Origin of the sequence: Pseudomonas sp. FP2196, assembly GCF_030687715.1 — a bacterium.
In the GTDB taxonomy this organism is placed as follows: Bacteria; Pseudomonadota; Gammaproteobacteria; order Pseudomonadales; family Pseudomonadaceae; genus Aquipseudomonas.
In genome coordinates this window covers 64,946-90,502 of the sequence record NZ_CP117445.1, presented here as the reverse complement: position 1 = coordinate 90,502, position 25,557 = coordinate 64,946, and the positions used below count along the sequence as shown (strand labels likewise).

The window sequence follows — 25,557 nt, the reverse complement described above, 5'->3', positions numbered from 1 at the left end:
CCTGGAACACACGTTCTAGAGCGCTTGATTCAGTTTGAGTTAAGTTTCGACGGCTACCTTGTTCATCGAGTGACTGACGGGTCGGGATGACTCGGATGTTTTAAACAGCCACTGGCTTCATACCGGAATACCGGGGCATGACTCCCTGAATCCGCCTAAGAGGATGAATCATGAGTGACAAGGATAAACAGCCGTTGGCTGCGTCGGCGCAAGCCCCTGTGGCGGAATCCGCCGATGCAGCGCTGCGACAGATCGTAGACGGCTTTTTGCATTTTCATCATGAGGTCTTCCCGCAGCAGGAAGAGCTCTTCAAGAAACTCGCCACGGCTCAGTCGCCAAAAGCGATGTTCATTACCTGCGCCGACTCGCGCATCGTGCCCGAACTGATCACCCAGAGTTCGCCCGGCGATCTGTTCGTGACCCGTAACGTCGGCAACGTTGTACCGCCCTACGGCCAGATGAACGGCGGCGTTTCCACTGCCATCGAATATGCGGTGCTGGCGCTCGGCGTGCAGCACATCATCATCTGCGGCCACTCGGATTGCGGCGCCATGCGCGCAGTGCTCAACCCCGACAGCCTGGAAAAAATGCCGACGGTCAAAGCCTGGTTGCGCCACGCCGAAGTGGCCAAAACCATGGTGCACGAAAACTGTAACTGCGCCGACGAAAAAGAAAGCATGCCGATCCTCACTGAGGAAAACGTCATCGCCCAATTGCAGCACTTGCGTACCCATCCTTCGGTAGCCTCGCGCATGGCGAACGGTCATCTGTTCATCCATGGCTGGGTCTACAACATCGAAACCAGCGAAATCAAAGCTTACGACGCGGATCAGGGCTGCTTCCTGCCGCTCGACGGCAGCCATCCGATTCCGGTGGCGACGCCCAAAGCGCGCTTCTAAATCTTCCTAACAATCTGTGTGGTTTGACGCCGGCCGCTGTTTCAGCGGCCCGGCCTCCCCACGCCTGAAGAAAGCTTCGGGAGAGTCATCATGCGTGCTGCTCAATTAAAAGCGGTGTTGCCACGGGAGCTGCTCGCTTCGGTGGTTGTATTTCTGGTTGCCCTGCCGTTGTGCATGGGTATCGCGATTGCGTCAGGGTTGCCGCCGGCCAAGGGTTTGATCACCGGGATCATCGGCGGTCTGGTGGTCGGTTGGCTGGCGGGATCGCCATTGCAGGTCAGCGGACCGGCAGCGGGTCTGGCAGTGTTGGTGTTTGAGCTGGTACGCCAGCACGGCATCGAAATGCTCGGGCCGATTCTGTTGCTCGCCGGTTTCCTGCAACTGGTGGCCGGACGTTTGAAGCTCGGTTGCTGGTTTCGGGTTACAGCGCCAGCCGTGGTGTACGGGATGCTGGCGGGGATTGGCGTGTTGATCGTGCTGTCGCAGGTGCATGTGATGCTCGATGCGTCACCGAAGCCTTCTGGCCTGGATAACCTCACGGCGTTCCCCGCAGCTGTAGCGCAGGCGTTGCCGTCGTTTGGCTGGCAGGCCGGCCTGCTCGGGCTGTCGACGATTGCGGTGATGTGGCTGTGGGAAAAATTTCGCCCGCATTCATTGCGCTTCGTGCCCGGCGCATTGCTCGGCGTCGGTCTGGCGACAGCTGCCAGTCTGCTGCTGGCATTGCAGGTCAAACGCGTCGAGGTGCCGGCGAATCTGGCGGAAGCCATTGATTGGCTCAAGCCCGCAGATCTGCTCAGCCTGGCCGACCCGACACTGCTGATCGCCGCGTTCGCCGTGGCATTCATTGCCAGTGCCGAGACGCTGCTCTCCGCTGCAGCGGTAGATCGCATGCACAGCGGCGTGCGTTCGGACTTCGACCGCGAACTGTCGGCACAAGGCGTCGGCAACATGCTTTGCGGCTTGGTCGGCGCGTTGCCGATGACCGGGGTAATCGTGCGCAGTTCGGCCAACGTCCAGGCCGGTGCGACCACGCGTTATTCGACAATCTTCCATGGCCTGTGGCTGCTGGCGTTCGTGCTCTTGCTGTCGAGCGTGCTGCAAAGCATCCCGGTGGCGAGTCTGGCGGGTGTGCTGGTGTATACCGGTTTCAAACTGGTGGATCTCAAGGCGTTTCGCGGGCTGGGTCGTTATGGCCGGATGCCGATGTTCACTTACGCGGCGACGGCGCTGGCGATCATCTTCACCGACCTGCTGACCGGCGTTTTGATCGGCTTCGGCTTGACCTTGCTGAAACTGGCGTTCAAGGCTTCGCGCTTGAAGATCAGCCTGATCGACCTGCCGCAGGACGGCGAGATGGAGTTGCGTCTGGTGGGTGCGGCGACGTTCCTCAAAGTGCCGGCACTGACTCAGGTGCTGAACACGATTCCAGCGGGTACGACGGTGCATGTGCCGCTCAATAACCTGAGCTACATCGACCATTCGTGTCTGGAGTTGCTGGAAGAGTGGGGCCGGGCGAATGCGGCGAAGGGGTCGAAGCTGTTGATTGAATCGCGTGGGTTGAAGCGACGGCTTGAAGGCAGGGTTCGCACAAACACCGGGATTGGCTCAGCCGCTTAGGATCAAAAGATCGCAGCCTTCGGCAGCTCCTACAGGGTGAAATACCATCTCATGTAGGAGCTGCCGGAGGCTGCGATCTTTTAAGGTTTAGGCAGCGGGTTGATCCAGCTCCAAACCCACACCCAATCGACGGCCCATGCACGGCCAACGTTTCCACGCGGCGCCGGTGTCGGGGCTGCTGAGTTTTTCGCGGTAGGCCTCTACCGACTCCAGCGCAAAACTCTCTTCGTTGAGCATCTCGTCGATGGCGTGATGCACCGCTTCGTCCAGTTGGTTGGCAAACTCCTCACCGATCAATTGGTGAGCAATCAGATTGGCGACCGTCATGTCCAAAGGGATCAGTGGCTGGCCGAAATGCTTGATGTACAGGTCGTTGACCTCTTCGACAAAACGGTGCGCCAGGTAGGCTTCGTCCAGCAGGCTGTCCAGGCCGACGTGCCCGGCCATGATTGCCGGCGGCTGGAGGAAATACTGCTCGGCGATTTTCAGCACCGGTTTGATCTGCGATTCGATTCCCGCTTCCCTGGCGACTTCATTGGCTGCATCCAGCAGGTCTGGCACTTCATCGATGTAGGCGGCGACAAAACGCGTCAGCACACCCTGGGCGTCGGCTTCCGGCAATTGGATCGCCGGGTGTAAATGAGGCAGCTTGCTTTCCAGCTGACGTGTCAGCAGGCCGGTGTCTTTCTCGTGCTGTTGGGCGGTTTGGATCTGCTCGCGCAATGCGGCGGTGTTCATGAAAACTCCAGGGAACAAGGCAATGAAATAGGGAAGACATAAGTTAGCTGGCTTACGAAAAATGCTAAGACGCATTTGTCATAATTATTTCATCCTTGATGCGCCTGCGTTATATCGATTGGCCACCTCTCGTCTGCATCCTTCTCCATTCGTGCCCTTGAACGCAAGTACCGGCTGTTTCAGATCATTTACGTCCTCACATTGCAATTTCCAGTCGCTGTCTATACTCGCCATTGAATGGAGTTAGCTGATGACGCCCGACTGCACCCGCAGCAAGGCCCGGCGATTCAAGTTCGTAGTCTGATGCAGCCGCTCCCTTGCCGCAGGCGAAAGCCGGCGGGATAACAAGAACGATAAGGGGAACCCGCAATGATGCGACATCCACACGTCTGGATGGGCCTCCTGTTGTGGTCGATTTTCAGCCCGGCCAATGCGGCCTGGACTGTGAATATGGCGCCTGGAGCGACTGAAATCAGTCACGCAGTATTCGACCTGCACATGACCATTTTCTGGATCTGTGTGGTGATCGGGATCATCGTCTTCGGCGCCATGTTCTGGTCGATGATGGTGCACCGCCGTTCAACCGGGCAGGTTGCCGCAAAATTCCACGAAAGCACCACCGTCGAAATTCTCTGGACCGTCGTCCCGCTGCTGATTCTGGTGGCGATGGCCGTTCCGGCGACCGCCACCCTGATCAAGATGTACGACGCCAGTGAGCCGGATATCGATATCCAGGTCACCGGCTATCAGTGGAAGTGGCACTACAAATACCTGGGCCAGGACGTCGAGTTCTTCAGCAACCTGGCCACGCCCGCCGAGCAGATCCACAACAAGGAAGCCAAGGGCGAGCACTACCTGCTTGAGGTCGACAAGCCGCTGGTGCTGCCGACCGGTGCCAAGGTGCGCTTCCTCGTGACCTCCGCCGACGTCATCCACTCGTGGTGGGTGCCGGCGTTTGCGGTCAAGCGCGATGCGATCCCCGGGTTTGTCAACGAAGCCTGGACCCGTGTCGACAAGCCCGGCCTGTACCGTGGCCAATGCGCAGAACTGTGCGGCAAGGATCACGGCTTCATGCCGATCGTGGTCGAGGTCAAGGACAAGGCCGACTACGAAACATGGCTCGCCGAGCGCAAGGCCGAAGCTGCGCAGCTCAAAGAACTGACCAGCAAGGAATGGACCCTCGACGAGCTCAAAGAGCGCGGCGACAAGGTCTATCACACCACTTGTGTGGCCTGTCACCAGGCCGAAGGCCAGGGCCTGCCGCCGATGTTCCCGGCACTCAAGGGCTCGAAAATCGCCATCGGGCCGATCAAGGATCACCTGAACATTGTCTTCCACGGCAAGCCCGGCACCGCCATGGCGGCCTTCGGCAAACAGTTGTCGGAAGTCGATATCGCAGCGGTCGTGACCTATGAACGTAACGCCTGGGGCAACAACAAGGGCGACATGGTCACGCCAAAAGAAGTGCTGGAGCTGAAACAGGCGGAAAGCAAATGAGCCGGTCTATTGCGTACTTCGTGAATCGGTCGGGGCTCCGCGCTCCGGCCTGCCCAGCCCACTCACTTGAAGGAGACCGGCCATGAGCGCTGTCATCGATGACCACGGTCATGCCGACCACGCCCACGGCCCCGCCAAAGGCCTGATGCGCTGGGTGCTGACCACCAACCACAAGGACATCGGCACGCTGTACCTGTGGTTTGCGTTCTGCATGTTCCTGCTCGGCGGCTCGTTCGCCATGGTGATCCGCGCCGAGCTGTTCCAGCCCGGTTTGCAGATCGTCGAGCCTGCGTTCTTCAACCAGATGACCACCATGCATGGTCTGGTGATGGTCTTCGGTGCGGTGATGCCGGCATTCGTCGGCCTCGCCAACTGGATGATCCCGCTGATGATCGGCGCGCCGGACATGGCCCTGCCGCGGATGAACAACTTCAGCTTCTGGCTGCTACCGGCGGCGTTCCTGTTGTTGGTCTCGACCCTGTTCAGCCCCGGTGGCGGGCCGAATTTCGGCTGGACGTTCTACGCGCCGCTGTCGACGACGTATGCGCCGGAAAGCGTGACGTTCTTCATCTTCGCCATCCATTTGATGGGGATCAGCTCGATCATGGGCGCGATCAACGTGGTCGCGACCATCCTTAACCTGCGCGCCCCTGGCATGACGTTGATGAAAATGCCTCTGTTCGTCTGGACCTGGCTGATCACCGCGTTCCTGCTGATCGCGGTGATGCCGGTACTGGCCGGGTGCGTGACGATGATGCTGATGGACATCCATTTCGGCACCAGTTTCTTCAGTGCCGCCGGTGGCGGTGACCCGGTGTTGTTCCAGCATGTGTTCTGGTTCTTCGGCCACCCTGAGGTGTACATCATGATCCTGCCGGCGTTTGGCGCCGTCAGCTCGATCATTCCGACCTTCTCGCGCAAACCGCTGTTCGGCTATACCTCGATGGTCTACGCCACGGCGAGCATTGCGTTCCTGTCGTTCATTGTCTGGGCGCACCACATGTTCGTGGTCGGCATTCCGTTGGTGGGCGAGTTGTTCTTCATGTACGCCACGCTGCTGATCGCCGTGCCTACCGGGGTCAAAGTGTTCAACTGGGCGAGCACCATGTGGCAAGGCTCGTTGACCTTCGAAACACCGATGCTGTTTGCCGTGGCGTTCGTAATCCTGTTCTCCATCGGCGGGTTCTCCGGGCTGATGCTGGCCATCGCCCCGGCGGACTTCCAGTATCAGGACACGTATTTCGTGGTGGCGCATTTCCACTATGTGCTGGTGCCGGGGGCCATCTTCGGGATCTTCGCCTCGGCCTATTACTGGCTGCCGAAATGGACCGGGCACATGTACGACGAGACCCTCGGCAAGCTGCATTTCTGGCTGTCGTTCATCGGCATGAACATGGCCTTCTTTCCGATGCACTTTGTCGGCTTGGCAGGAATGCCGCGGCGGATTCCGGACTACAACCTGCAGTTCGCCGACTTCAATATGGTCTCGTCGATCGGCGCGTTCATGTTCGGTGCCACGCAGATCTTCTTCCTGTTCATCGTGATCAAGACCATTCGCGGCGGCGCCCCGGCGCCGGCAAAACCGTGGGATGGCGCGGAAGGTCTGGAGTGGAGCGTGCCGTCGCCGGCGCCGTATCACACCTTCACCACGCCGCCGGAAGTGAAATGAACACGGGAGCCTTTGTGGGAGCGAGCCTGCTCGCGAAGAACGATGACGCGGTGCATCTGATGGACCGAGTCGCCTGCTTCGCGAGCAGGCTCGCTCCCACAATGGATTTGGGGAAAGGAATGACCCATGGCTGACTCGATTTCGCTGAAGAAACTGGTCACCCGCCTGCTCGCAGTGGTGGTGGCGATGTTTGTCTTCGGCTTTGCCCTGGTGCCGATCTACGACGTGATGTGCAAAGCCTTCGGCATCAACGGCAAGACCGGCGGACAGTACGAGGGCGAGCAGGTGGTCGACACCTCGCGGCAGGTGCGTGTGCAGTTTCTGTCGACCAACACCGCCGACATGCCGTGGGACTTCTACCCCAAGCACGACGAGCTGACCGCCAACCCCGGCGCCGTCAACGAGATGATCTTCATCGCGCGCAACCCCACCGACAAACCGATGAGCGCACAAGCCGTGCCGAGCATCGCGCCAAGCAACGCGGCGGCGTATTTCCACAAGACCGAATGTTTTTGCTTTACCCAGCAGGTGCTGCAGCCCGGTCAGCAGATCGAAATGCCGGTGCGTTTCATCGTTGACCGTGACATGCCCAAGGATGTGAAGCACCTGACGCTGTCCTACACGCTGTTCGATATCACCGCCCGACATCCTCCGGTGGCTGTAAGCACTGGCGGTTAAGCGTGCCCGATAAGGAGAACAATAAATGGCAACTCATGAGCACTATTACGTTCCGGCCCAGAGCAAGTGGCCGATCATCGCCACGATCGGCATGCTCGTCACCGTGTACGGCCTGGCCGTCTGGTTCAACGATCTGAAGGCAGCGCGCCCGGAATCCCACGGCCCGTTGGTCTTCTTCATCGGCGGCCTGCTGCTGGCGTACATGCTGTTCGGCTGGTTCGGTGCGGTGATCAAGGAAAGTCGCGCCGGACTTTACAGCGCGCAGCTTGATCGTTCGTTCCGCTGGGGCATGAGCTGGTTCATCTTCTCCGAGGTGATGTTCTTCGTCGCCTTCTTCGGTGCGCTGTTTTACGTGCGGCACATCTCCGGTCCGGCGCTGGGTGGCGAAGGTGCGAAAGGCCTCGCTCACATGCTCTGGCCAAACTTCCAGTTCACCTGGCCGTTGCTGCAAACGCCGGACCCGAAACTGTTCCCGCCAGCCAAGGAAGTCATCAGCCCGTGGGGCCTGCCGCTGATCAACACGATCTTGCTGGTCAGCTCCAGCGTGACCATCACCATCGCCCACCATGCCTTGAAGAAGGGCCATCGTGGCGCGCTGAAAATCTGGCTGGCGATCACCGTACTGCTGGGCTGCGCGTTCCTCGGCTTCCAGGCTGAAGAATATATCCACGCCTACCACGAACTGGGCCTGACGCTGGGTTCGGGCATCTACGGCGCGACGTTCTTTATGCTCACCGGTTTCCACGGCGCCCACGTGACCATCGGCACGATCATTCTGTTTGTGATGCTGATGCGGATCATGAAGGGCCACTTCGACAACGAGCACCAGTTCGGTTTCGAAGCGGCGAGCTGGTATTGGCACTTCGTCGATGTGGTGTGGATCGGCTTGTTTATCTTCGTTTACGTGCTCTGAGCACTACCAAGGCGCGTGCGACACCAGTTGGCCGCTGTAGAAGCCCCAGGCGATCAAGCCGACGGTGGCAGCGGCCAATGCCACCCGAACACTCAAGGCGATGACCAGACGATTAGAGCTGCTGTCGTCCTTGACCAGGAAAAACAGGCCGCTGAACAGGCTGATCACCGTGGCAATCAGCAGCAGGACGATGGCTGCTTTGAGCATGGGAAGACTCCGGGGGACAGGCGATGCACTTGAGTATAGCGATCGCGAAGCCTGACTTTATGGCGATGCCATGAAGCGCTTCCGCCCGGGCGTCATACCCACGGTTGTCGTGGCATTGTTGCTGCCGCTGTTGGTATCTCTGGGCTTCTGGCAATTGAGCCGGGGCGCGGAAAAAACCGCCTTGCTCGCCAGTTACGCCGAACGCCGCGCTGCTGAACCGATGGCCAGCAGCGAGTTGCTCAATAGTGCTGATCCGGCCTATCGCCGCGTGCATCTGCACGGCCAGTTCGACGCGGCCCACAGCCTGTTGCTCGACAACAGCCAGCGCAATGGCAAGGTCGGCGTCGAGTTGCTGCAACCGTTTCAGGATCAACGCACCGGCCTGTGGCTGCTGGTCAATCGCGGCTGGCTGCCGTGGCCGGATCGGCGCGTGCCGCCGCAATTCACCACGCCTGCGCAAGCACTGAATATTGATGCCTGGGTCTACGTCGCCCCCGGCGCGACCTTCCAGCTGCACGCCGACCCGGTCAGCAATGCCTGGCCGCAAACCATCACCGCCGTCGAGCCGGCCAAGCTGTGGAAAACCCTCGATCGCGACGGCTTCGCCTACGAATTACGCGCCGAACCCGGCCCGGCCAGTTATCAGGCCGACTGGCCGGTGGTTGCCATGGGCCCGGAAAAACACCTCGGTTACGCCGTGCAGTGGTTCGCCATGGCCACCGCCCTGCTCGGTCTTTACCTCTACCTCGGCTGGCACAACGCAAAGGAGAAACACCATGGGAACGGCCATGAATCCACCCAGCATGTCTGAAACCAAACCTGCCGCCAGCCGTCGTCGCGGGCGTCTTCAGTTGCTGCTGATTGTGCTCGGCGTAGTCGGCCCGATGATTCTCGCCACCGGCATGTACAAATTGCAGTTCTGGGTGCCGGAAGGTCGCAGCTATCACGGCGAACTGATCGGCAACGGCCAGACCCGCGCCGACCTTGGCGTGCAGGCGGATGAGGAGCGCTGGCAGATGCTGGTGACGGCGCCCAAGGATTGCGCGGTGGATTGCCAGCAGTTGGTGTATCTGGCGCGGCAGATCCAGATCGGCCTTGGTCGTGAAGCCGGGCGCGCCAGCCATGCCCTCGCCGCTGCACAACCTTTGAGCGTCGACTACCAAGCCAAACTCACCCGCGAATATCCGCAGTTGCAGCGCTATCCGCTGGACGCCGCAGTGTTCAGCAAGACGACTGGCGACAAGACCACGCCGCAACTGTGGATCATCGACCCCCACGGCAACCTCGTCTTGCGCTACGACCCGAATGTGAAGGGCAAGGATCTGCTCAACGACCTGCGCCACCTGCTGAAACTGTCGAACATCGGATAAGGGCATCGTCATGGCCAAACCTGGATTTCGCCTCGCGCTGTTTGCCACCTTGCTGGCACTGATTGTGGTGCTGCTCGGCGCCTACACCCGCCTGACCCACGCCGGCCTCGGTTGCCCGGACTGGCCGGGCTGTTACGGGTTTATCAGCGTGCCGAAAAGCGAAGCCCAACTGGCCCATGCCGAACTGCATTTCCCCGACGCGCCGGTGGAGTCGCACAAGGGCTGGAACGAGATGATCCACCGCTACTTCGCCGGCGCCCTCGGTATGCTCATTTCGGTGTTGGCCGGGCGCGCGTGGGTCAACCGTCGCCATCCCGGGCAACCGTTGAAACTGCCGCTGTTTCTGCTGGCAGTGGTGTTTGCCCAAGCGGCCTTCGGCATGTGGACGGTGACGCTCAAGCTCTGGCCGCAAGTAGTCACCGGGCATTTGCTCGGCGGTTTTGCGACATTGAGTCTGCTGTTTCTGCTGACGTTGAGGCTGTCCGGCGTATTGCCGGCGCTGACCGTGCCCAAGCGTCTGCAATATTGGGCGACAGCAGGCCTGTTGCTGGTGATCGGTCAGATTGCGCTGGGCGGCTGGGTCAGTTCCAACTATGCAGCGGTGGCCTGCATCGATTTCCCCACCTGCCACGGCCAATGGTTGCCGCCCGCCGACTTCGCCAACGGTTTTCATCTGACTCAACACATCGGCCCGAATTATCTGGGCGGACAACTCGACAGCGATGCGCGCACGGCAATTCACCTGACTCATCGCATCGGAGCGTTGCTGGTGACGCTGGTGCTGCTCGGTCTGGCCTGGCAATTGAAAGGGGTCGGCATGACCCGGCTGGCCGGTTTGGTAATGATTGCCCTCGGCGCACAAATCACTCTCGGCATCAGCAACGTGATTTTCCATCTGCCGCTGCCGGTGGCCGTGGCGCACAACGCTGGCGGCGCGGCGCTGTTGCTGACCTTGGTGCTGGTCAACTACCACGCGCGTACCAGCCTGGTCCGGGTCAGACAACCGGTACTCGCACGCTGGCGCTTCAGCCCGCGTAAACATTCCGCCGCGCCCATAACAATAAAAGGAGAAACGCCATGGCGATTCTGATCGGCGAACGCCCCACTCAGGCGATCTGGCGCGACTATCTGGAGCTGACCAAACCGAAAGTCGTGGTGCTGATGCTCATCACCTCGCTGGTCGGCATGTTCCTCGCGACCCGCGCCGGGGTGCCGTGGACGGTGCTGGTGTTCGGCAATCTGGGCATCGCGCTGTGTGCCGGTGGCGCGGCGGCGGTCAACCATGTGGTGGATCGGCGCATTGATGCGGTGATGGCGCGCACGCACAAACGGCCATTGGCCGAGGGCCGGGTTTCGCCCGCCGCCGCGTTGACCTTTGCGCTGGTGCTGGCGCTGCTCGGTCAGGCCTTGCTGCTGACCTTCACCAATCCGCTGACCGCCTGGCTGACTCTCGCCTCTCTGCTCGGCTACGCGGTGATCTACACCGGTTTCCTCAAGCGCGCGACGCCGCAGAACATCGTCATCGGCGGCCTCGCCGGCGCCGCACCACCGCTGCTCGGCTGGACCGCCGCCACTGGCCACGTCAGTGCCGAACCATTGCTGCTGGTGCTGATCATCTTCGCCTGGACGCCGCCGCACTTCTGGGCGCTGGCGATCCATCGCAAGGAGGAATACGCCAAGGCCGACATCCCGATGCTGCCGGTCACTCACGGCGAGCACTACACCAAAGTGCACATTCTGCTGTACACCTTCGCGCTGCTGGCAGTGAGTCTGCTGCCTTATGTGATCCACATGAGCGGCGTGCTGTATCTGATTTGCGCGCTGGCGCTGGGCGCGAGGTTTCTGCAATGGGCCGTGGTGCTGTACCGTGGCACTCGGCCGCACGCGGCGATCAACACCTTCAAGTACTCTATTTGGTACTTGTTTCTGCTGTTCATCGCCCTGCTCGTAGACCACTACTTACTGTTGAACCTATGACTCGAACCCAGAAAACCGTCTTCATCCTCGTCGCCGTGATCGCGCTGATCCTGGGCCTGACCGTCAACAAAGTGCTGAGTGGCAAGGGCCAGGGCGACCCCACCGCCCTAATCGACGCCGGCATCATCCTGCTGCCGCAGAGCCGCACTCTGCCAAGCGTGACGATGACTGATCAGGACGGCAAACCGGTCGCCATCGACGAGTTGAAAGGCAAGTGGAGCCTGCTGTTCTTCGGCTACACCTTCTGCCCGGACATCTGCCCGACCACCCTCGCGCAACTGCGCCAGATCAAGAGCGAACTGCCGAAAGACGCTGTGGACAAGTTGCAGGTCGTGCTGGTCAGCGTTGACCCGAACCGGGATAACCCGAAGCAGTTGAAGCAGTACCTGGGCTACTTCGATCCGCAGTTCATTGGCCTGACGCCGAGCTCGATTGAAGAGCTGCAGAAGGTGGCCAACGCGGTGAGTATTCCGTTTATTCCGGCCGATACCAGCAAGCCGAATTATACGGTTGACCACAGTGGTAATCTGGCGGTGATCGGGCCGGATGGGACGCAGCGGGGGTTTATTCGTGCACCGTTGAACAACGCCAAACTGGTGACGCAACTCCCGGTAATGCTTAACCGCAAGTAACAACACCATTCCTGCAGGTGACTGTATTTCAGGCAAAAAAAGGGGACGCACATGGCGTCCCCCTCTTCGTTATAGCAACCAGAATCAGAACGCTGGCAATACCGCACCTTTGTACTTCTCGGTGATGAATTTCTTCACTTCCGGGCTGTGCAGGGCAGCGGCCAGTTTCTTCATCGCGTCGCTGTCCTTGTTGTCCGCACGGGACACGAGGATGTTCACGTATGGCGAGTCGTTACCTTCAATCACCAGCGCATCCTTGGACGGATCGAGCTTGGCTTCCAGCGCGTAGTTGGTGTTGATCAGCGCCAGATCGACCTGGGTCAGCACGCGCGGGATGGTCGCGGCTTCCAGTTCACGGATTTTCAGGTCTTTCGGGTTCTGCGCGATGTCTTTGACGGTCGACAGAATGTTGTTCGGCTCCTTCAGGGTGATCACGCCAGCCTTGGCCAGCAGCAACAGCGCACGGCCGCCGTTGGTGGCGTCGTTCGGGATCACTACGTTGGCGCCGCTTGGCAGGTCTTTCAGATCCTTGATCTTGCTCGAGTACGCGCCCAGCGGCTCCAGGTGCACGCCGGTCACGGCCACCAGGCTGGTGCCCTTGGCCTTGTTGAACTCATCGAGGTACGGCTGGTGCTGGAAGAAGTTGGCGTCCAGACGCTTTTCGGCAACCTGTACGTTCGGCTGAATGTAGTCGGTGAAAACCTTGACCTTCAGATCCACGCCTTCTTTGGCCAGTGCCGGCTTCACGAACTCGAGGATTTCCGCGTGCGGCACCGGGGTGGCGGCAACGGTCAGGGTTTCATCTGCGTGCGCGGAAAAGGCAGCCACGGCAGCGAGGGCAACGATCAGTTTTTTCATTCAGCTAACTCCTTTTTGGGCGCCCGTCTGGCGCCTGCCAGCGAATGGCCGGCTCATTCTTGAATATCAAACCGGTTTATTTGCGCGAGAAATGCACGACCAGTCTGTCACCTACCATCTGCAGCACTTGCACCAGAATCAACAACAGCACCACGGTGACGATCATCACGTCAGTCTGGAAACGCTGATAGCCGAAACGGATCGCCAGGTCACCCAGACCACCGGCGCCGACCACACCGGCCATCGCCGTGTAGGACACCAGTGTAATCGCCGTCACCGTAATCGCCGCGAAGATGCCCGGGCGGGCCTCAGGCAGCAAAGCGTTCATGATGATCTGCCGGGTGGTCGCGCCCATCGACTGGGTCGCTTCGATGATGCCGCGATCGACTTCACGCAGCGCTGTCTCGACCAGACGCGCGAAGAACGGCGTGGCACCGACCACCAGCGGCGGAATCGCACCGGCCACGCCCAGCGACGTTCCGGTGATCAGCACGGTGAACGGGATCATCACGATCAACAGGATAATGAACGGCAGCGACCGCAGGATATTCACCGCCAGCGACATGAACGCGTAGAGGGCACGGTTTTCCAGCAACTGGCGCGGACTGCAGAGAAACAGCAGCACGCCCAGCGGCAGGCCGAGCAAAACGGTGAACAGCAGCGAGCCACCGAGCATCAGCATGGTGTCGCCAGTCGCCAGCCAGATTTCAAACCAGTCGATGTTTTCGAAGAACGTCTTGAGCAGTTCCATTAACGGAGCACCTCCATGTGAACGTCAGCGGCGGTGAAGCGGGCGAACGCCGCTTCCATGTCGCCACCGGTGACGGCGAGGGTCAATTGCCCGTACGGAATGTCTTTGATGCGGTCGATGCGACCGGCAAGGATGCTGTAGTCGACACCGGTTTCCCGGGCGACGGTACCGAGCAACGGCGCGTAGGTCGCTTCGCCCTGGAAGGTCAGACGCACGATACGACCCGGCACATGAGCAAAGTCATCACGCTGTTCGCCTTCGTCGATTTGCTCGCTTTCCTGGACGAAGCGCTTGGTGGTCGGGTGCTTCGGATGCAGGAACACATCGGCCACCGAACCTTGCTCGACGATCACGCCGGCATCCATCACACCCACCTGATCGCACACACGACGGATCACGTCCATCTCGTGAGTGATCAGGACAATGGTCAGTTTTAGCTCACGGTTGATCTCTGCCAGCAGTTGCAGAACCGACGCAGTAGTCTGCGGGTCCAGAGCGCTGGTGGCTTCGTCGCACAGCAGAATCTTTGGCTTGGTTGCCAGGGCGCGGGCGATACCGACGCGCTGCTTCTGGCCGCCGGACAACTGCGCCGGATACTTCTTGGCGTGGTCGGACAAACCGACGCGCGCCAGCAACTCGGCGACGCGCTTGTCGATTTCGCTACTCGACAGTTCGCCCGCCAGGGTCAGCGGCAACGCAACGTTGTCGGCCACGGTCTTGGACGCGAGCAGGTTGAAGTGCTGGAAGATCATCCCGACTTGCTGGCGGAAGCGGCGCAGGCCGTTGGCATCCAGCGTGGTGACTTCTTCACCGTCGACGATGATCTTGCCGCCACTGGATTCTTCCAGGCGATTGATCAGACGCAGCAGGGTACTTTTTCCCGCACCGGAATGGCCGATCAGGCCGAAGACCTGACCGTTCTCGATCGAGAGGCTGGTCGGGTGCAGGGCGGGGATGTCCTTACCGGCGACGCGGTAAGTCTTGTGGACGTTTTGAAACTCGATCACGTAGCGAACCTTGTGGGGCGCGTTAGAAAAGGATCAGCGGTTAGCCGGGCGCGCATTTTAGCCTGTCCGTATAGAGGTTCTTAGCATTTATTTCTCAATTAACCTTCGATTTGGCAATAACAAGATCAAAGGTCATAAAAAAGGAACGCCTGTTCCTTCTCGTCAGTCACTAGTTAAGCGACTTGAAACCCTGGGTAACCGTGCCCGGAAACGCTCAAGAGTCCCCGTTGAAAGGGGTCAAACGAGGAGTTTACGTCTGATGAGTACCAAGAAACCTGCCTCCGGCAAAAGTGAACTGGCCGGAACCGACACCCCGGATCGCGCCAACACCAACACCAAACTCGACAGCCTGGAGAAATTTCGCTCCGACGCCACCGGCCAGGCCCTGCGCACCAACCAGGGTGTGAAAATCGCCGACAACCAGAACACCCTCAAGGCCGGCCCCCGCGGGCCGTCGCTGCTGGAAGACTTCATCATGCGTGAAAAGATCACGCACTTTGACCATGAGCGAATCCCGGAGCGCATCGTCCACGCCCGCGGCACCGGCGCCCATGGTTTCTTCCAGGCTTACGAGAATCATGCGGCGCTGACCAAAGCCGGATTCCTACAGGATCCGGGGAAAAAGACCCCGGTGTTCGTGCGCTTTTCCACCGTGCAGGGCCCACGCGGCTCCGGCGACACGGTGCGTGACGTGCGCGGCTTCGCCGTAAAGTTCTTCACTGACGAAGGCAACTTCGACCTGGTCGGCAACAACATGCCAGTGTTTTTCATTCAGGACGCGATCAAGTTTCCCGACTTCGTCCACGCGGTAAAACCTGAACCGCACAATGAAATCCCTACCGGCGGATCCGCCCACGACACGTTCTGGGATTTCGTTTCCCTGGTGCCGGAATCGGCGCACATGGTCATCTGGGCGATGTCCGACCGGGCAATCCCGAAAAGCCTGCGCAGCATGCAAGGCTTCGGTGTGCACACCTTCCGGCTGGTCAATGCCGAAGGCAAATCACGCTTCGTCAAATTCCACTGGCGCCCTACCGCCGGCACTTGCTCGCTGGTGTGGGACGAGGCGCAGAAACTCGCTGGTAAAGACACGGATTACCACCGTCGCGATCTCTGGGAAGCCATCGAGATGGGCGACTACCCGGAATGGGAGTTGGGCGTACAAATCATCGAAGAAGAAAACGAGCATGACTTTGATTTCGACATCCTCGATCCGACCAAGCTGATCCCTGAAGAAATCGTGCCGATCACGCCGCTGGGTAAAATGACCCTCAACCGCAACCCGGACAACTTCTTCGCCGAGACCGAGCAGGTTGCGTTCTGCCCCGGCCACATTGTGCCGGGCATCGACTTCTCCAATGACCCACTGCTGCAAGGTCGGCTGTTTTCCTACACCGATACGCAAATCAGCCGACTCGGCGGACCGAACTTTCATGAGTTGCCAATCAACCGTCCGGTCGCGCCGTTCCATAACGGCCAGCGCGATGCTCAGCACCGTACGGTGATCGACAAGGGCCGTGCGTCCTACGAGCCGAACTCGATTGATGGCGGCTGGCCGAAAGAAACCCCGCCGGCCGCGCAGGATGGCGGTTTCGAGACGTATCCGGAGCGCATCGACGCTGCCAAGATCCGCCAGCGCAGCGAGTCGTTCAGCGACCACTTCTCCCAGGCGCGGCTGTTCTTCAACAGCATGAGTGCGCACGAGAAGGAACACATCATTGCCGCCTACAGCTTTGAGCTGGGCAAGGTTGAGCGTGAGTTCATCCGCGCGCGGGAAGTGAATGAAATTCTGGCCAATATCGACCTCGAATTGGCCAAGCGTGTGGCGGCCAACCTCGGTCTGCCGGCGCCAGCCAACGGTACGGTCGAAGTGCGCAAAACGTCTTTCGATCATTCGCCATCGCTGAGTCAGGCCAATCTGTTGCCAGAAAACATCAAGACGCGAAAAGTGGCCATTCTTGCTGCTAACGGCGTCGATGGTGCTGCGATCGAAGCGATGAAGAAAGCATTGGCCGCTGAAGGAGCGCACGCCAAGTTGCTCGGCCCGACGTCGGCACCGGTAAAAACCGCCGATGGCAAAAGTCTGCCGGTGGATGCGTCGATGGAAGGCATGCCTTCGGTTATTTTTGACGCGGTGTTCGTGCCCGGTGGCGCGGCGTCGATCAAGGCGCTGAGCGGTGATGGGGTGGCTTTGCACTATGTGCTGGAGGCTTACAAGCATCTGAAGGCGATTGCCTTGCAGGGTGAAGCGAAGCAAATGCTGGATGTGTTGAAGCTAGAGGCGGACGCCGGGCTGGTGGAGGGCAAGGATGTTGGCGCGCTGACCAAACCGTTCTTTGCCGCGATCGGGCAGCATCGGGTCTGGGCGCGGGAGCCTAAGGCGAAAGCCATTCCTGCTTAAGGATCTCCGCTGACTGGCAGGACGCTATCGCGAGCAGGCTCACTCCTACATTTGATCTTCGTATGACACAAATTCTGTGTTCCCCGAAAATCCCTTGGAGGAGTGAGCCTGCTCGCGATGCTTTTAGGGTTTACGCGGGATCAAAACCATCTGCGCCGGTACCGTGCGCAGAATCTGCTTCTCGATCTTCAGATCGAAATCCGGATTCAATTTCTTCACCCGCTTGGTCAGCAGATTGGCCAGCCATGGGTAATCATTGGTACGCGGCGCCTGAATGCTCACCGCACACTCGTAATTCACCACATCGGCGGCGATCGCATCCAGTTGCCGACGAAGTTTATGGCTATCGGTGATGTTCAAGGCAACGGTGGTGCTTTCAGCGGTCGGATCGATCACCTTGGCTTTTGGCTTTGCTTCAGCCGCCAACAGCGCTGCTTCAGCCTTTTCCAGCTCGGCCTTGCGCGCTTCGGTGATGGCGCCATTGACGCCACCCGTCAGCGCCGGAGCTTTGGGCATCAAGGCGCGAGCGCGGCTCAACGCGGTGGCAGCAGCGTTTACATCACCCTTTTGCAGGACGATCTGGCTGCGACGCAAATACGCCTCGGCCAATTGCCGCTGGTATTGCTCAAGGGATTGATCGTTGGGGGTTTCGGCCTGCAAGGTGGCCAATTGATCTTCGGCAGTGGCCAGTTCGCTGCTGGCCAGGCTTTGCTCCAGCTGTGCGATGGCCGTAGCCCGCGCATCGGGGACTTCGGCCACCGGCGGCGTGCTTTGGCAGGCGCCCAGCAGCACTGAAAATGCGACAAGGAGCAGATAACGGGAGGCGAACGGCTTCATTCCTGCGACTCTCTAATTGCGCAAAAAGCGAGCAAGTCTACACCCCTCGACGGGGCAGAACAAAACTCAGCAGAAACAGTGCGGCCGCCGTCACAACGATTGACGGCCCGGCCGGGGTGTCCTTGAACCACGACAACGCCAGCCCGCCACACACGGCGAGCATGCCCAGCAGGCTCGCACCCAGTGCCATCTGCTCCGGCGACCGGGCGTGACGCTGTGCCGCAGCCGCCGGGATGATCAACAGCGACGTAATCAGCAACACACCGACAATTTTCATCGCCACGGCGATCACCACCGCAATCAACAGCATCAGCGCCATGCGCAGACCGGCGACCGGCAGGCCTTCGACCCTGGCCAACTCTTCGTGCACGGTGATCGCCAGCAACGGCCGCCACAGCGTCACCAGCAACACCAGCACCGCCGCGCTGCCGCCGAGAATCCACGCCAGATCAGTCGGGCTGATCGCCAGCAGGTCGCCGAACAGATAGGCCATCAGGTCGATCCGCACTTCATGCATGAAGCTTAGTACTACAAGCCCGAGAGAGAGTGTGCTGGGTGCGAGAATTCCCAAAAGCGTGTCAGACGCCAGTGGTTGGCGCTGTTGCAAGGTCACCAGCAGTACCGCCAGCAGCAGACAGCCGACCGTGACCGCGACCGTAGGACTGACATCCAGCAGAAAACCCAGCGCCACACCGAGCAATGCGGCGTGGGACAAGGTATCGCCGAAATAGGCCATGCGCCGCCAGACCACAAACGAGCCGAGCGGCCCTGCAACCACCGCCAGCGCCAAACCTGCAAGCAGGGCATACAACAGAAAATCAGCCATGCTTGCAGCCATCTCCATGAACGTGGGGTTGGCCCGCAACGGGGCCTTTGACCACCGAACCGTGCAGGTCGTGGGCGTGGTCATGATGGTGGTGATAGATCGCCAGGCTCTGGGCGTTCTTGCCGAACAGTTCGACGAACGCCGGGTCGCCGCTGACTTGCTCGGGGTGCCCGGAGCAGCAAACGTGGCGATTGAGACAGACCACCTGATCGGTGGTGCTCATCACCAGATGCAGATCGTGAGAGACCATCAACACGCCGCAGCCGTGTCGATCGCGTAAACGGGTGATCAAGCTGTACAACTCGGCCTGGCCGGCGACGTCGACGCCCTGTACCGGTTCGTCGAGCACCAGCAACTCCGGTTCGCGCAGCAGCGCCCGGGCCAGCAGCACGCGCTGCATTTCACCACCGGAAACGCTTTGCACCGGGCTGTCGATGACGTGCTCGGCGCCGACTTCTTTCAATGCCGCCAAAGCACGCGGACGATCAACGCCTGGCACCAGCCGCAGAAAGCGCAGCACCGAGAGCGGCAGAGTCGGATCAACATGAAGTTTTTGCGGCATGTAGCCGACGCGCAGTTTCGGTTTGCGCCAGACGCTGCCGCTGTCCGGTTTCAACAGCCCAAGTACGGCGCGCACCAGCGTGGTCTTGCCGGCGCCGTTGGGGCCGATCAGGGTGACGATCTGCCCCGGCTCGACGCTCAGCTCGATGTTGTCCAGCACGGTCTGCCCGGCAAACGTGACGGCGACCTGCTCCAGACGGATCAACGCGTTGCTCATCAAGCCCCCTGGCAACCAGAGCAGAGGCCGACCACTTCGACAGTCTGCGCCTCAACGATGAAGCCGACATCCTTGGCGCTGTTGATGATCGCGTCACTGATCACTTTTTGTTCAAGCTCAATGGCAGCATGGCAATCGCGGCAGATCAGGAACTGGCCCTGATGCGCGTGCTCCGGATGGACGCAGCCGACGAAAGCATTGAGCGAGGAGATGCGATGTACCAAGCCGTTTTCCAGGAGAAAATCCAGCGCGCGGTACACGGTAGGCGGCGCAGCCCGGCGGCCGTCCTGCTCGCTGAGCACGGCGAGGATGTCGTAGGCACCCAGCGGCTTGTGGCTCTGCCACACCAGTTCCAGCACCCGGCGGCGCAACGCGGTCAGGCGCAAGCCTTTCTGGGCGCACAAGGTATCGGCCTCGGACAAAGCGCTGTGCACGCAATGAGAGTGGTCGTGGGGACGGCTGGCAATCGGTGTAATAGGCATGGGCGGCGACGAGTTTTGATAGAGACGTTATTATGTTACCCGTTCTCGCCTCATTGAGTGGTCATCGTGTCCCGACTTTTTTCTGTTTTTGTGGCTTTTGTCGCCAGTTTTCTGCTGATCGGTTCAGCCCAGGCCGAGGTCAAAGTCCTCACCAGCATCAAACCGCTACAGCTTATTGCCGCTGCTGTGCAGGACGGCGTGGCGGTTCCCGAAGTGCTGCTGCCGCCGGGTGCCTCACCGCATAACTACGCGCTGCGCCCATCCGACGTACGGAAGGTGCAATCGGTTGATCTGCTCTACTGGATCGGCCCGGACATGGAAGGTTTCCTGCCGCGCGTACTCAGTGGTCGTACATTGCCGAGCGTGGCCGTGCAGGATCTGCCGGGCCTGAAATTACGCCACTTCGCTGAAGACAGCCATTCCCATGCGCAAGAGTCTGACGATCATGACCACGATCACCGTCCGGGTACGCTGGACGCACATCTGTGGCTATCGCCGGTCAATGCGCGGGTAATTGCCGACAAAATGGCCGCCGACCTGAGCGCCGCCGACCCAGCGAATGCCGAGCGCTACCAGAGCAACGCCAAGGCTTTTGATGAGCGTCTGGATGCGTTGGATCTGCGTCTGAAGAAACGACTGACCCGCGTTGAAGGCAAACCGTACTTCGTGTTTCACGAGGCTTTCGATTACTTCGAAGAGGCTTACGGCCTGAAGCACACCGGAGTGTTCAGCGTGGCCGCAGAAGTGCAACCGGGCGCGCAGCACGTGGCGGCGATGCGAAAGCGTTTGCAAGAAGTGGGTAAGACTTGCGTGTTCAGCGAACCGCCATTGCGCCCGCGCCTGGCGGAAACGCTGGTGGCTGGCTTGCCGGTGAAATTGGCGGAACTGGATGCGCTGGGCGGCTACACCCCGGCGACGGCTCAGGGCTATGAGCAGGTGCTGGAGAAGTTAGGTAACGACCTGGCCGGGTGCCTGGAATCTCTGTAACCCCATAGAAAAAGATCGCAGCCTTCGGCAGCGCCTACAGGTGATCCCCTGTAGGCGCTGCCGAAGGCTGCGATCTTTTGATCTTAAAGCGCGAAAGGCAACGGTGTGTGAACCTGCTGCCGCTGCGCCAACCGCTGCTCGAACTCCTGCGGATCGTGAATCAACACATCCTGCCCGGCAAACTGCTCAGCCGCGATCAACCGCGACAGCCAGAACCTCACACACGCCACGCGCAGCATGGTCGGCCACAGCTCAGCCTCTGCTGCCGTAAACGGACGCAGCGCCGCATAGGCACCGAGGAATGCCCGGGCGCGCGGACCATCGATCAAGCCGTCATCGTCCGAGCACCAGTCGTTCAAGGCAATCGCCACGTCATAGAGCATCGGCCCCGAGCAGGCGTTGTAGAAGTCGATCAGTCCGGTCAGATGTGTGCCTTCGAACATCGCGTTGTCGCGGAACAGGTCGGCGTGGATGTTGGCCCGTGGTAGCGCGAGAATTTTCTCTTTCTGCCGGGTGATTTCATCAAGCGCTTTTTGCAGCAACGCGCGCGGCTCATCGCTCAGGTGCGAGAGAAACTCCGTGCCCTCCTCCAGCATCCAGTCCAGGCCACGATCGGTCTTGCGCTTGATCATGTGTTCGCCCTGGGTCGCCAGGTGCAGATGCGCCTGCAACTCGCCAACCTGCGCGCAGTGCTGGGCGTTGGCAACCTTGATGTGCTTGCCGGACAGACGCGGCTGCAACAGCGCCGGCTTGCCTTTGAGTTCACGCAACGCCATGCCATCCGTGGTGCGCAGTGCATAAGGCACCGGCAGATCGGCTTCGTGCAGCACGTCGAGCAGATCGATGAAGAACGGCATCTCCTGCACCGGGCCACGCTCGACCAGGGTCAGGACAAACTCGCCCTGCTCCAGGCTGATAAAGAAATTGGTGTTTTCGCTGCCGGCGGCGATCCCCTGGAAATCGAGCAGACGGCCAAGCCCGTAAGGGGCGAGAAAGGTTTCCAGCTCGGGCCGAGCCAGGGGAGTGAACACAGACATGGTTAAAAACTGCTCAGTTCGGGCGCCGCTATCAAAGCGGCGCCGATTAAAATTAAGAGACTACTTCCATTCGAAAATCTTCCACGACGGAATCAGCATATCCGGCTGATCCGAACGGATGAAATTTGCATCCGTCCCGTCGGCACGCACCAGAAAATAAGGCGGCGCGCCCTTCACCGTGACTTTGATCGCATACAGGAAGCCGTTTTGCCGGTACTCCTGAATGGTCTTGTCGCCTTCCGTGCGAATGGTAACTTCCGGATCCGCAGACGGTGCATCATCCGCCGCCATCGCGGCCAAGGGTGAGACAGCAATCAAACTGACCAGCAGCAAGCGATTTAACGTACGCATGATAACCTTGTCCCTTTGTCGTCAACGGTCCCGCTATTCTAGCGCCGGGCCCGCCGAAAAGGTTGATTCTGCTCATGAGCCAAGCCCCCCTCGTCCTGGTGGACGGTTCGTCTTACCTGTACCGCGCTTTCCACGCCCTGCCTCCTTTGACCACCTCCAAAGGCCTGCCGACCGGTGCGGTCAAAGGCGTGCTGAACATGCTCAAGAGTCTGCGCAAGCAGTACCCGGACAGCCCGTTCGCCGTGGTCTTCGATGCCAAGGGCGGGACATTTCGCGATGAGATGTACGCCGAATACAAGGCCAACCGACCAAGCATGCCCGACGATATGCGCGTGCAGATCGAGCCGCTGCACCAGAGCGTGATCGCCCTCGGCTTCCCGCTGCTGTGCGTGGAAGGCGTCGAGGCTGACGACGTGATCGGCACCCTGGCGCGCAGCAGTGCCGCGGCGGATCGCCCGGTGATCATCTCCACGGGCGACAAGGACATGGCGCAACTGGTCGACGGCCACATTACCTTGGTCAACACCATGTCCGGTAGCTCGATGGACGTGGAGGGCGTAAAGGAGAAATTCGGCGTCGCACCGGAGCAGATCATCGATTATCTGGCACTGATGGGCGATTCTTCCGACAACATTCCGGGCGTTCCGGGCATTGGTCCGAAGACCGCTTCCGGCCTGCTGGTCGGCGTCAACGGCGGCCTCACCGAGTTGTACGCGAATCTCGACATCGTGCCGACCCTGCCGATTCGCGGCGCCAAGACTCTGCCGGCCAAGCTCGAAGAGCACAAGGAGATGGCCTTCCTCTCCTATCAACTGGCGACCATCAAGGTTGACGTCCCGCTGGACGTCGAACTCGATGATTTGCAGATGGGCGCGGAAGACCCTGCCAAGCTCTACGAGCTGTACACCCTGCTGGAATTCAAAAGCTGGATCAATGATCTGGATCGCGACGCCAAACGCCTTGAACTGAGCGCTGCCGCTGCCCCTGCAGGCGATCTGTTCAGCGCGCCGGAAGCCGAAGCCGAAGCGCCAGCCGCCCCCGCTGAAGCCGCCTATGAAACCATCCTCGATCAGGCACGCTTCGACGCCTGGCTGGAAAAACTCAAGAACGCCAGGCTGTTCGCCTTCGACACCGAAACCACCGGCATCGACGCACAGCAGGCGCAACTGGTCGGTCTGTCGTTCGCGGTGCAGGCCAACGAAGCCGCTTACATCCCGCTGACCCACTCCTACATCGGCGTGCCGGAGCAGCTGGATCGCGACACTGTGCTGCGCGCGCTGAAACCGATTCTGGAAGACCCGACCAAGCTCAAGGTCGGCCAGCACGCCAAGTTCGACATGAATATCCTGGCCAACTGCGCCATCGGCGGCGATCAGAACGAAGGCATCACCGTGCGCGGCATCGCTTTCGACACCATGCTTGAGTCCTACGTGCTCAACTCCACCGCCACGCGCCACGACATGGACAGCCTCGCGCAGAAGTACCTGGATCACACCACCGTGAGTTTTCAGGACATCGCCGGCAAAGGCGCCAAGCAGCTGACTTTCGACCAGATCGCCTTGGAACAGGCCGGGCCATATGCCGCTGAAGATGCCGACATCACTTTGCGTCTGCATCAAACCCTGTTCGAAAAACTCAGCGCGATCCCGAGCCTGGCCAGCGTGCTGACCGACATCGAAATCCCGCTGGTACCGGTGCTGGCGCGCATCGAGCGTCAGGGCGCGTTCGTCGACGCCGAGCTGCTTGGCATCCAGAGCATCGAACTGGGCAACAAGATGGTGGCACTGGAACGCGAAGCGTTCGAGATCGCCGGCGAAGAATTCAACCTTGGCTCGCCCAAGCAACTGGGCGTGATTCTCTACGAGAAACTCGGTCTGCCAGTTTTGAAGAAAACCGCCAAGGGCCAGCCATCCACTGCTGAAGAAGTCTTGGCGAAACTGGCAGAAGACGATCACCGCTTGCCGAAAGTGCTGATGGAGCACCGGTCGATGAGCAAGCTGAAAAGCACTTACACCGATCGCCTGCCGGAGCAGATCAACCCGCGTACCGGGCGCATCCACACGTCGTACCATCAGGCTGTGGCATCGACCGGTCGTCTGTCCTCCAGTGATCCAAACCTGCAGAACATCCCGGTGCGTACCGCTGAGGGTCGACGTATTCGTCAGGCTTTCGTCGCACCTAAAGGGTACAAACTGCTGGCGGCGGACTATTCGCAGATCGAACTGCGGATCATGGCCCACCTGTCCAAGGACGAAGGCTTGGTGAATGCCTTCCGCAACAATCTGGACGTGCACACCGCGACGGCGGCTGAAGTATTCAAAGTCGAGCTCAAAGAAGTGACCTCCGACCAGCGTCGTGGCGCCAAGGCGATCAACTTCGGCCTGATCTACGGCATGGGCGCGCAAAAGCTCGGCAAGGACATCGGCGTCGACACCAAGACGGCCAAGGCCTACATCGATACCTACTTCGCTCGTTACCCGGGCGTGCGCGAGTACATGGATCGCACACGCGCCCAGGCGGCGGATCAGGGTTACGTCGAAACATTCTTCGGGCGTCGTCTGTACCTGCCGGAGATCAACTCCAACAAGCCTCAGGAACGCGCAGCGGCCGAGCGCACGGCGATCAACGCGCCGATGCAGGGCACCGCAGCGGATATCATCAAGAAAGCCATGGTGGCGGTGGATAACTGGCTGGCGACGTCCGGGCTGGACGCCAAAGTCATCCTGCAGGTACACGATGAATTGGTGCTGGAGGTTCGCGAGGATCTGGTCGAGCAGGTCAGCGCCGAGATTCGTCAGCACATGAGCGAAGCAGCCAAGCTGGATGTGCCGCTGCTGGTGGAAGTCGGTGTGGGCAACAACTGGGATGAGGCTCACTGAGCCATTTGAAGGCAGTTTTGCCGCGGCGTGGCGTCGCGGCAAAACCTTCGAAAAGCGCTTAGTCAGAAAAGCTCTTGGGCTTATTCCAAAGCTTTTTGAAAAAAATCTGAACTAATCTTGCAGACCACTACTCAGAGTTACTGAATGGCTGGTGAAGCCCTTCGAT

The 25,557-nt window shown here is 60.0% G+C and carries 25 protein-coding genes; 14 read left to right on the top strand and 11 right to left on the bottom strand.

Annotated elements, in window-relative coordinates:
• Positions 1 to 170 precede the first annotated feature (170 nt).
• Together PSH79_RS00420 and PSH79_RS00415 are read left to right on the top strand one after the other, a co-directional pair.
• Positions 171 to 899, top strand: coding sequence for a carbonic anhydrase (locus PSH79_RS00420; RefSeq protein WP_187680730.1), 729 nt, complete (start codon positions 171 to 173; stop codon positions 897 to 899).
• A gap of 90 nt (positions 900 to 989) precedes the next feature.
• Positions 990 to 2,516 (top strand): SulP family inorganic anion transporter, encoded by a 1,527-nt coding sequence (locus PSH79_RS00415; RefSeq protein ID WP_305440702.1) that lies wholly within the window; start codon positions 990 to 992, stop codon positions 2,514 to 2,516.
• An 87-nt stretch (positions 2,517 to 2,603) separates the two neighbouring features.
• Here the strand turns inward: PSH79_RS00415 and PSH79_RS00410 are convergent, their stop codons facing one another.
• Complete coding sequence (locus PSH79_RS00410; protein ID WP_305440701.1) at positions 2,604 to 3,254, bottom strand: hypothetical protein; 651 nt, start codon at positions 3,252 to 3,254, stop codon at positions 2,604 to 2,606.
• A 369-nt stretch (positions 3,255 to 3,623) separates the two neighbouring features.
• Here PSH79_RS00410 and coxB point away from each other — a divergent pair, with 369 nt between their 5' ends.
• From coxB to PSH79_RS00390, 4 genes are all read left to right on the top strand, one after another.
• Positions 3,624 to 4,751, top strand: coding sequence for a cytochrome c oxidase subunit II (coxB, locus tag PSH79_RS00405; RefSeq protein WP_305440700.1), 1,128 nt, complete (start codon positions 3,624 to 3,626; stop codon positions 4,749 to 4,751).
• Positions 4,752 to 4,833: 82 nt separating this feature from the next.
• Positions 4,834 to 6,420: a cytochrome c oxidase subunit I gene (gene ctaD / locus PSH79_RS00400; protein WP_305440699.1), complete on the top strand. Its 1,587-nt coding sequence runs from the start codon at positions 4,834 to 4,836 to the stop codon at positions 6,418 to 6,420.
• Between the two features lie 126 nt (positions 6,421 to 6,546).
• A complete protein-coding gene (locus PSH79_RS00395; RefSeq protein ID WP_305440698.1) occupies positions 6,547 to 7,098 on the top strand; it encodes a cytochrome c oxidase assembly protein in 552 nt (183 codons plus the stop codon).
• Positions 7,099 to 7,123: 25 nt separating this feature from the next.
• The gene (locus PSH79_RS00390; protein WP_305440697.1) at positions 7,124 to 8,011 is read left to right on the top strand and encodes a cytochrome c oxidase subunit 3; all 888 of its coding nucleotides are present in this window, start codon (positions 7,124 to 7,126) and stop codon (positions 8,009 to 8,011) included.
• Between the two features lie 3 nt (positions 8,012 to 8,014).
• On the opposite strand, the gene PSH79_RS00385 is transcribed toward PSH79_RS00390, so the two are convergent.
• Positions 8,015 to 8,218, bottom strand: a complete 204-nt coding sequence (locus tag PSH79_RS00385; protein WP_003220344.1) for a twin transmembrane helix small protein — start codon at positions 8,216 to 8,218, stop codon at positions 8,015 to 8,017.
• Between the two features lie 70 nt (positions 8,219 to 8,288).
• On the opposite strand from PSH79_RS00385, the gene PSH79_RS00380 reads away from it, so the two are divergent.
• Genes PSH79_RS00380 through PSH79_RS00360 form a run of 5 tightly spaced genes read left to right on the top strand, consistent with a single transcriptional unit; the run spans position 8,289 to position 12,197 of the window.
• Entirely contained in the window at positions 8,289 to 9,029 is a 741-nt protein-coding gene (locus tag PSH79_RS00380) for an SURF1 family protein (protein ID WP_305440696.1), read from the top strand.
• Entirely contained in the window at positions 8,995 to 9,588 is a 594-nt protein-coding gene (locus PSH79_RS00375; RefSeq protein ID WP_305440694.1) for a hypothetical protein, read from the top strand. The genes PSH79_RS00380 and PSH79_RS00375 overlap by 35 nt, the downstream gene beginning before the upstream one ends.
• A gap of 10 nt (positions 9,589 to 9,598) precedes the next feature.
• Positions 9,599 to 10,678 (top strand): heme A synthase, encoded by a 1,080-nt coding sequence (locus PSH79_RS00370; RefSeq protein WP_305440693.1) that lies wholly within the window; start codon positions 9,599 to 9,601, stop codon positions 10,676 to 10,678.
• The gene (cyoE, locus tag PSH79_RS00365; protein WP_305440692.1) at positions 10,666 to 11,565 is read left to right on the top strand and encodes a heme o synthase; all 900 of its coding nucleotides are present in this window, start codon (positions 10,666 to 10,668) and stop codon (positions 11,563 to 11,565) included. The genes PSH79_RS00370 and cyoE overlap by 13 nt, the downstream gene beginning before the upstream one ends.
• Positions 11,562 to 12,197, top strand: a complete 636-nt coding sequence (locus PSH79_RS00360; RefSeq protein ID WP_305440691.1) for an SCO family protein — start codon at positions 11,562 to 11,564, stop codon at positions 12,195 to 12,197. Before cyoE ends, PSH79_RS00360 begins: the two co-directional genes overlap by 4 nt.
• Positions 12,198 to 12,281: 84 nt before the next feature.
• Here PSH79_RS00360 and PSH79_RS00355 read toward each other — a convergent pair whose 3' ends face one another.
• The 3 genes from PSH79_RS00355 to PSH79_RS00345 all read right to left on the bottom strand — a co-directional run bounded on the left by PSH79_RS00355 (position 12,282) and on the right by PSH79_RS00345 (position 14,813).
• Positions 12,282 to 13,055 carry a MetQ/NlpA family ABC transporter substrate-binding protein gene (locus PSH79_RS00355; RefSeq protein WP_305440689.1) on the bottom strand — a complete coding sequence of 258 codons (774 nt, stop codon included), beginning with the start codon at positions 13,053 to 13,055 and terminating at the stop codon, positions 12,282 to 12,284.
• A 76-nt stretch (positions 13,056 to 13,131) separates the two neighbouring features.
• Positions 13,132 to 13,806 carry a methionine ABC transporter permease gene (locus PSH79_RS00350; protein ID WP_187677300.1) on the bottom strand — a complete coding sequence of 225 codons (675 nt, stop codon included), beginning with the start codon at positions 13,804 to 13,806 and terminating at the stop codon, positions 13,132 to 13,134.
• The gene (locus PSH79_RS00345; protein WP_305440687.1) at positions 13,806 to 14,813 is read right to left on the bottom strand and encodes a methionine ABC transporter ATP-binding protein; all 1,008 of its coding nucleotides are present in this window, start codon (positions 14,811 to 14,813) and stop codon (positions 13,806 to 13,808) included. Before PSH79_RS00345 ends, PSH79_RS00350 begins: the two co-directional genes overlap by 1 nt.
• 259 nt (positions 14,814 to 15,072) lie before the next feature.
• On the opposite strand from PSH79_RS00345, the gene katE reads away from it, so the two are divergent.
• Positions 15,073 to 17,214 (top strand): catalase HPII, encoded by a 2,142-nt coding sequence (katE, locus tag PSH79_RS00340; protein WP_305440685.1) that lies wholly within the window; start codon positions 15,073 to 15,075, stop codon positions 17,212 to 17,214.
• A gap of 123 nt (positions 17,215 to 17,337) precedes the next feature.
• On the opposite strand, the gene PSH79_RS00335 is transcribed toward katE, so the two are convergent.
• The 4 genes from PSH79_RS00335 to PSH79_RS00320 are packed head-to-tail and all read right to left on the bottom strand — an operon-like array spanning position 17,338 to position 20,137.
• Positions 17,338 to 18,051, bottom strand: coding sequence for a PA5502 family lipoprotein (locus PSH79_RS00335; RefSeq protein WP_305440683.1), 714 nt, complete (start codon positions 18,049 to 18,051; stop codon positions 17,338 to 17,340).
• Between the two features lie 37 nt (positions 18,052 to 18,088).
• Complete coding sequence (gene znuB, locus PSH79_RS00330) at positions 18,089 to 18,877, bottom strand: zinc ABC transporter permease subunit ZnuB (RefSeq protein WP_042556960.1); 789 nt, start codon at positions 18,875 to 18,877, stop codon at positions 18,089 to 18,091.
• Positions 18,870 to 19,655 (bottom strand): zinc ABC transporter ATP-binding protein ZnuC, encoded by a 786-nt coding sequence (gene znuC, locus PSH79_RS00325; protein WP_305440681.1) that lies wholly within the window; start codon positions 19,653 to 19,655, stop codon positions 18,870 to 18,872. Before znuC ends, znuB begins: the two co-directional genes overlap by 8 nt.
• A complete protein-coding gene (locus PSH79_RS00320; RefSeq protein WP_007911760.1) occupies positions 19,655 to 20,137 on the bottom strand; it encodes a Fur family transcriptional regulator in 483 nt (160 codons plus the stop codon). The genes znuC and PSH79_RS00320 overlap by 1 nt, the downstream gene beginning before the upstream one ends.
• Before the next feature lie 66 nt (positions 20,138 to 20,203).
• Between PSH79_RS00320 and PSH79_RS00315 the strand changes: the two genes are divergently transcribed.
• Positions 20,204 to 21,124 (top strand): zinc ABC transporter substrate-binding protein, encoded by a 921-nt coding sequence (locus PSH79_RS00315; RefSeq protein ID WP_305440680.1) that lies wholly within the window; start codon positions 20,204 to 20,206, stop codon positions 21,122 to 21,124.
• A gap of 83 nt (positions 21,125 to 21,207) precedes the next feature.
• Here PSH79_RS00315 and PSH79_RS00310 read toward each other — a convergent pair whose 3' ends face one another.
• Together PSH79_RS00310 and PSH79_RS00305 are read right to left on the bottom strand one after the other, a co-directional pair.
• The gene (locus PSH79_RS00310) at positions 21,208 to 22,161 is read right to left on the bottom strand and encodes a homoserine kinase (RefSeq protein WP_305440679.1); all 954 of its coding nucleotides are present in this window, start codon (positions 22,159 to 22,161) and stop codon (positions 21,208 to 21,210) included.
• Between the two features lie 60 nt (positions 22,162 to 22,221).
• Complete coding sequence (locus PSH79_RS00305) at positions 22,222 to 22,512, bottom strand: DUF2782 domain-containing protein (protein WP_221732270.1); 291 nt, start codon at positions 22,510 to 22,512, stop codon at positions 22,222 to 22,224.
• Positions 22,513 to 22,586: 74 nt separating this feature from the next.
• Between PSH79_RS00305 and polA the strand changes: the two genes are divergently transcribed.
• A complete protein-coding gene (gene polA / locus PSH79_RS00300) occupies positions 22,587 to 25,391 on the top strand; it encodes a DNA polymerase I (RefSeq protein ID WP_305440678.1) in 2,805 nt (934 codons plus the stop codon).
• Positions 25,392 to 25,557: the final 166 nt, after the last annotated feature.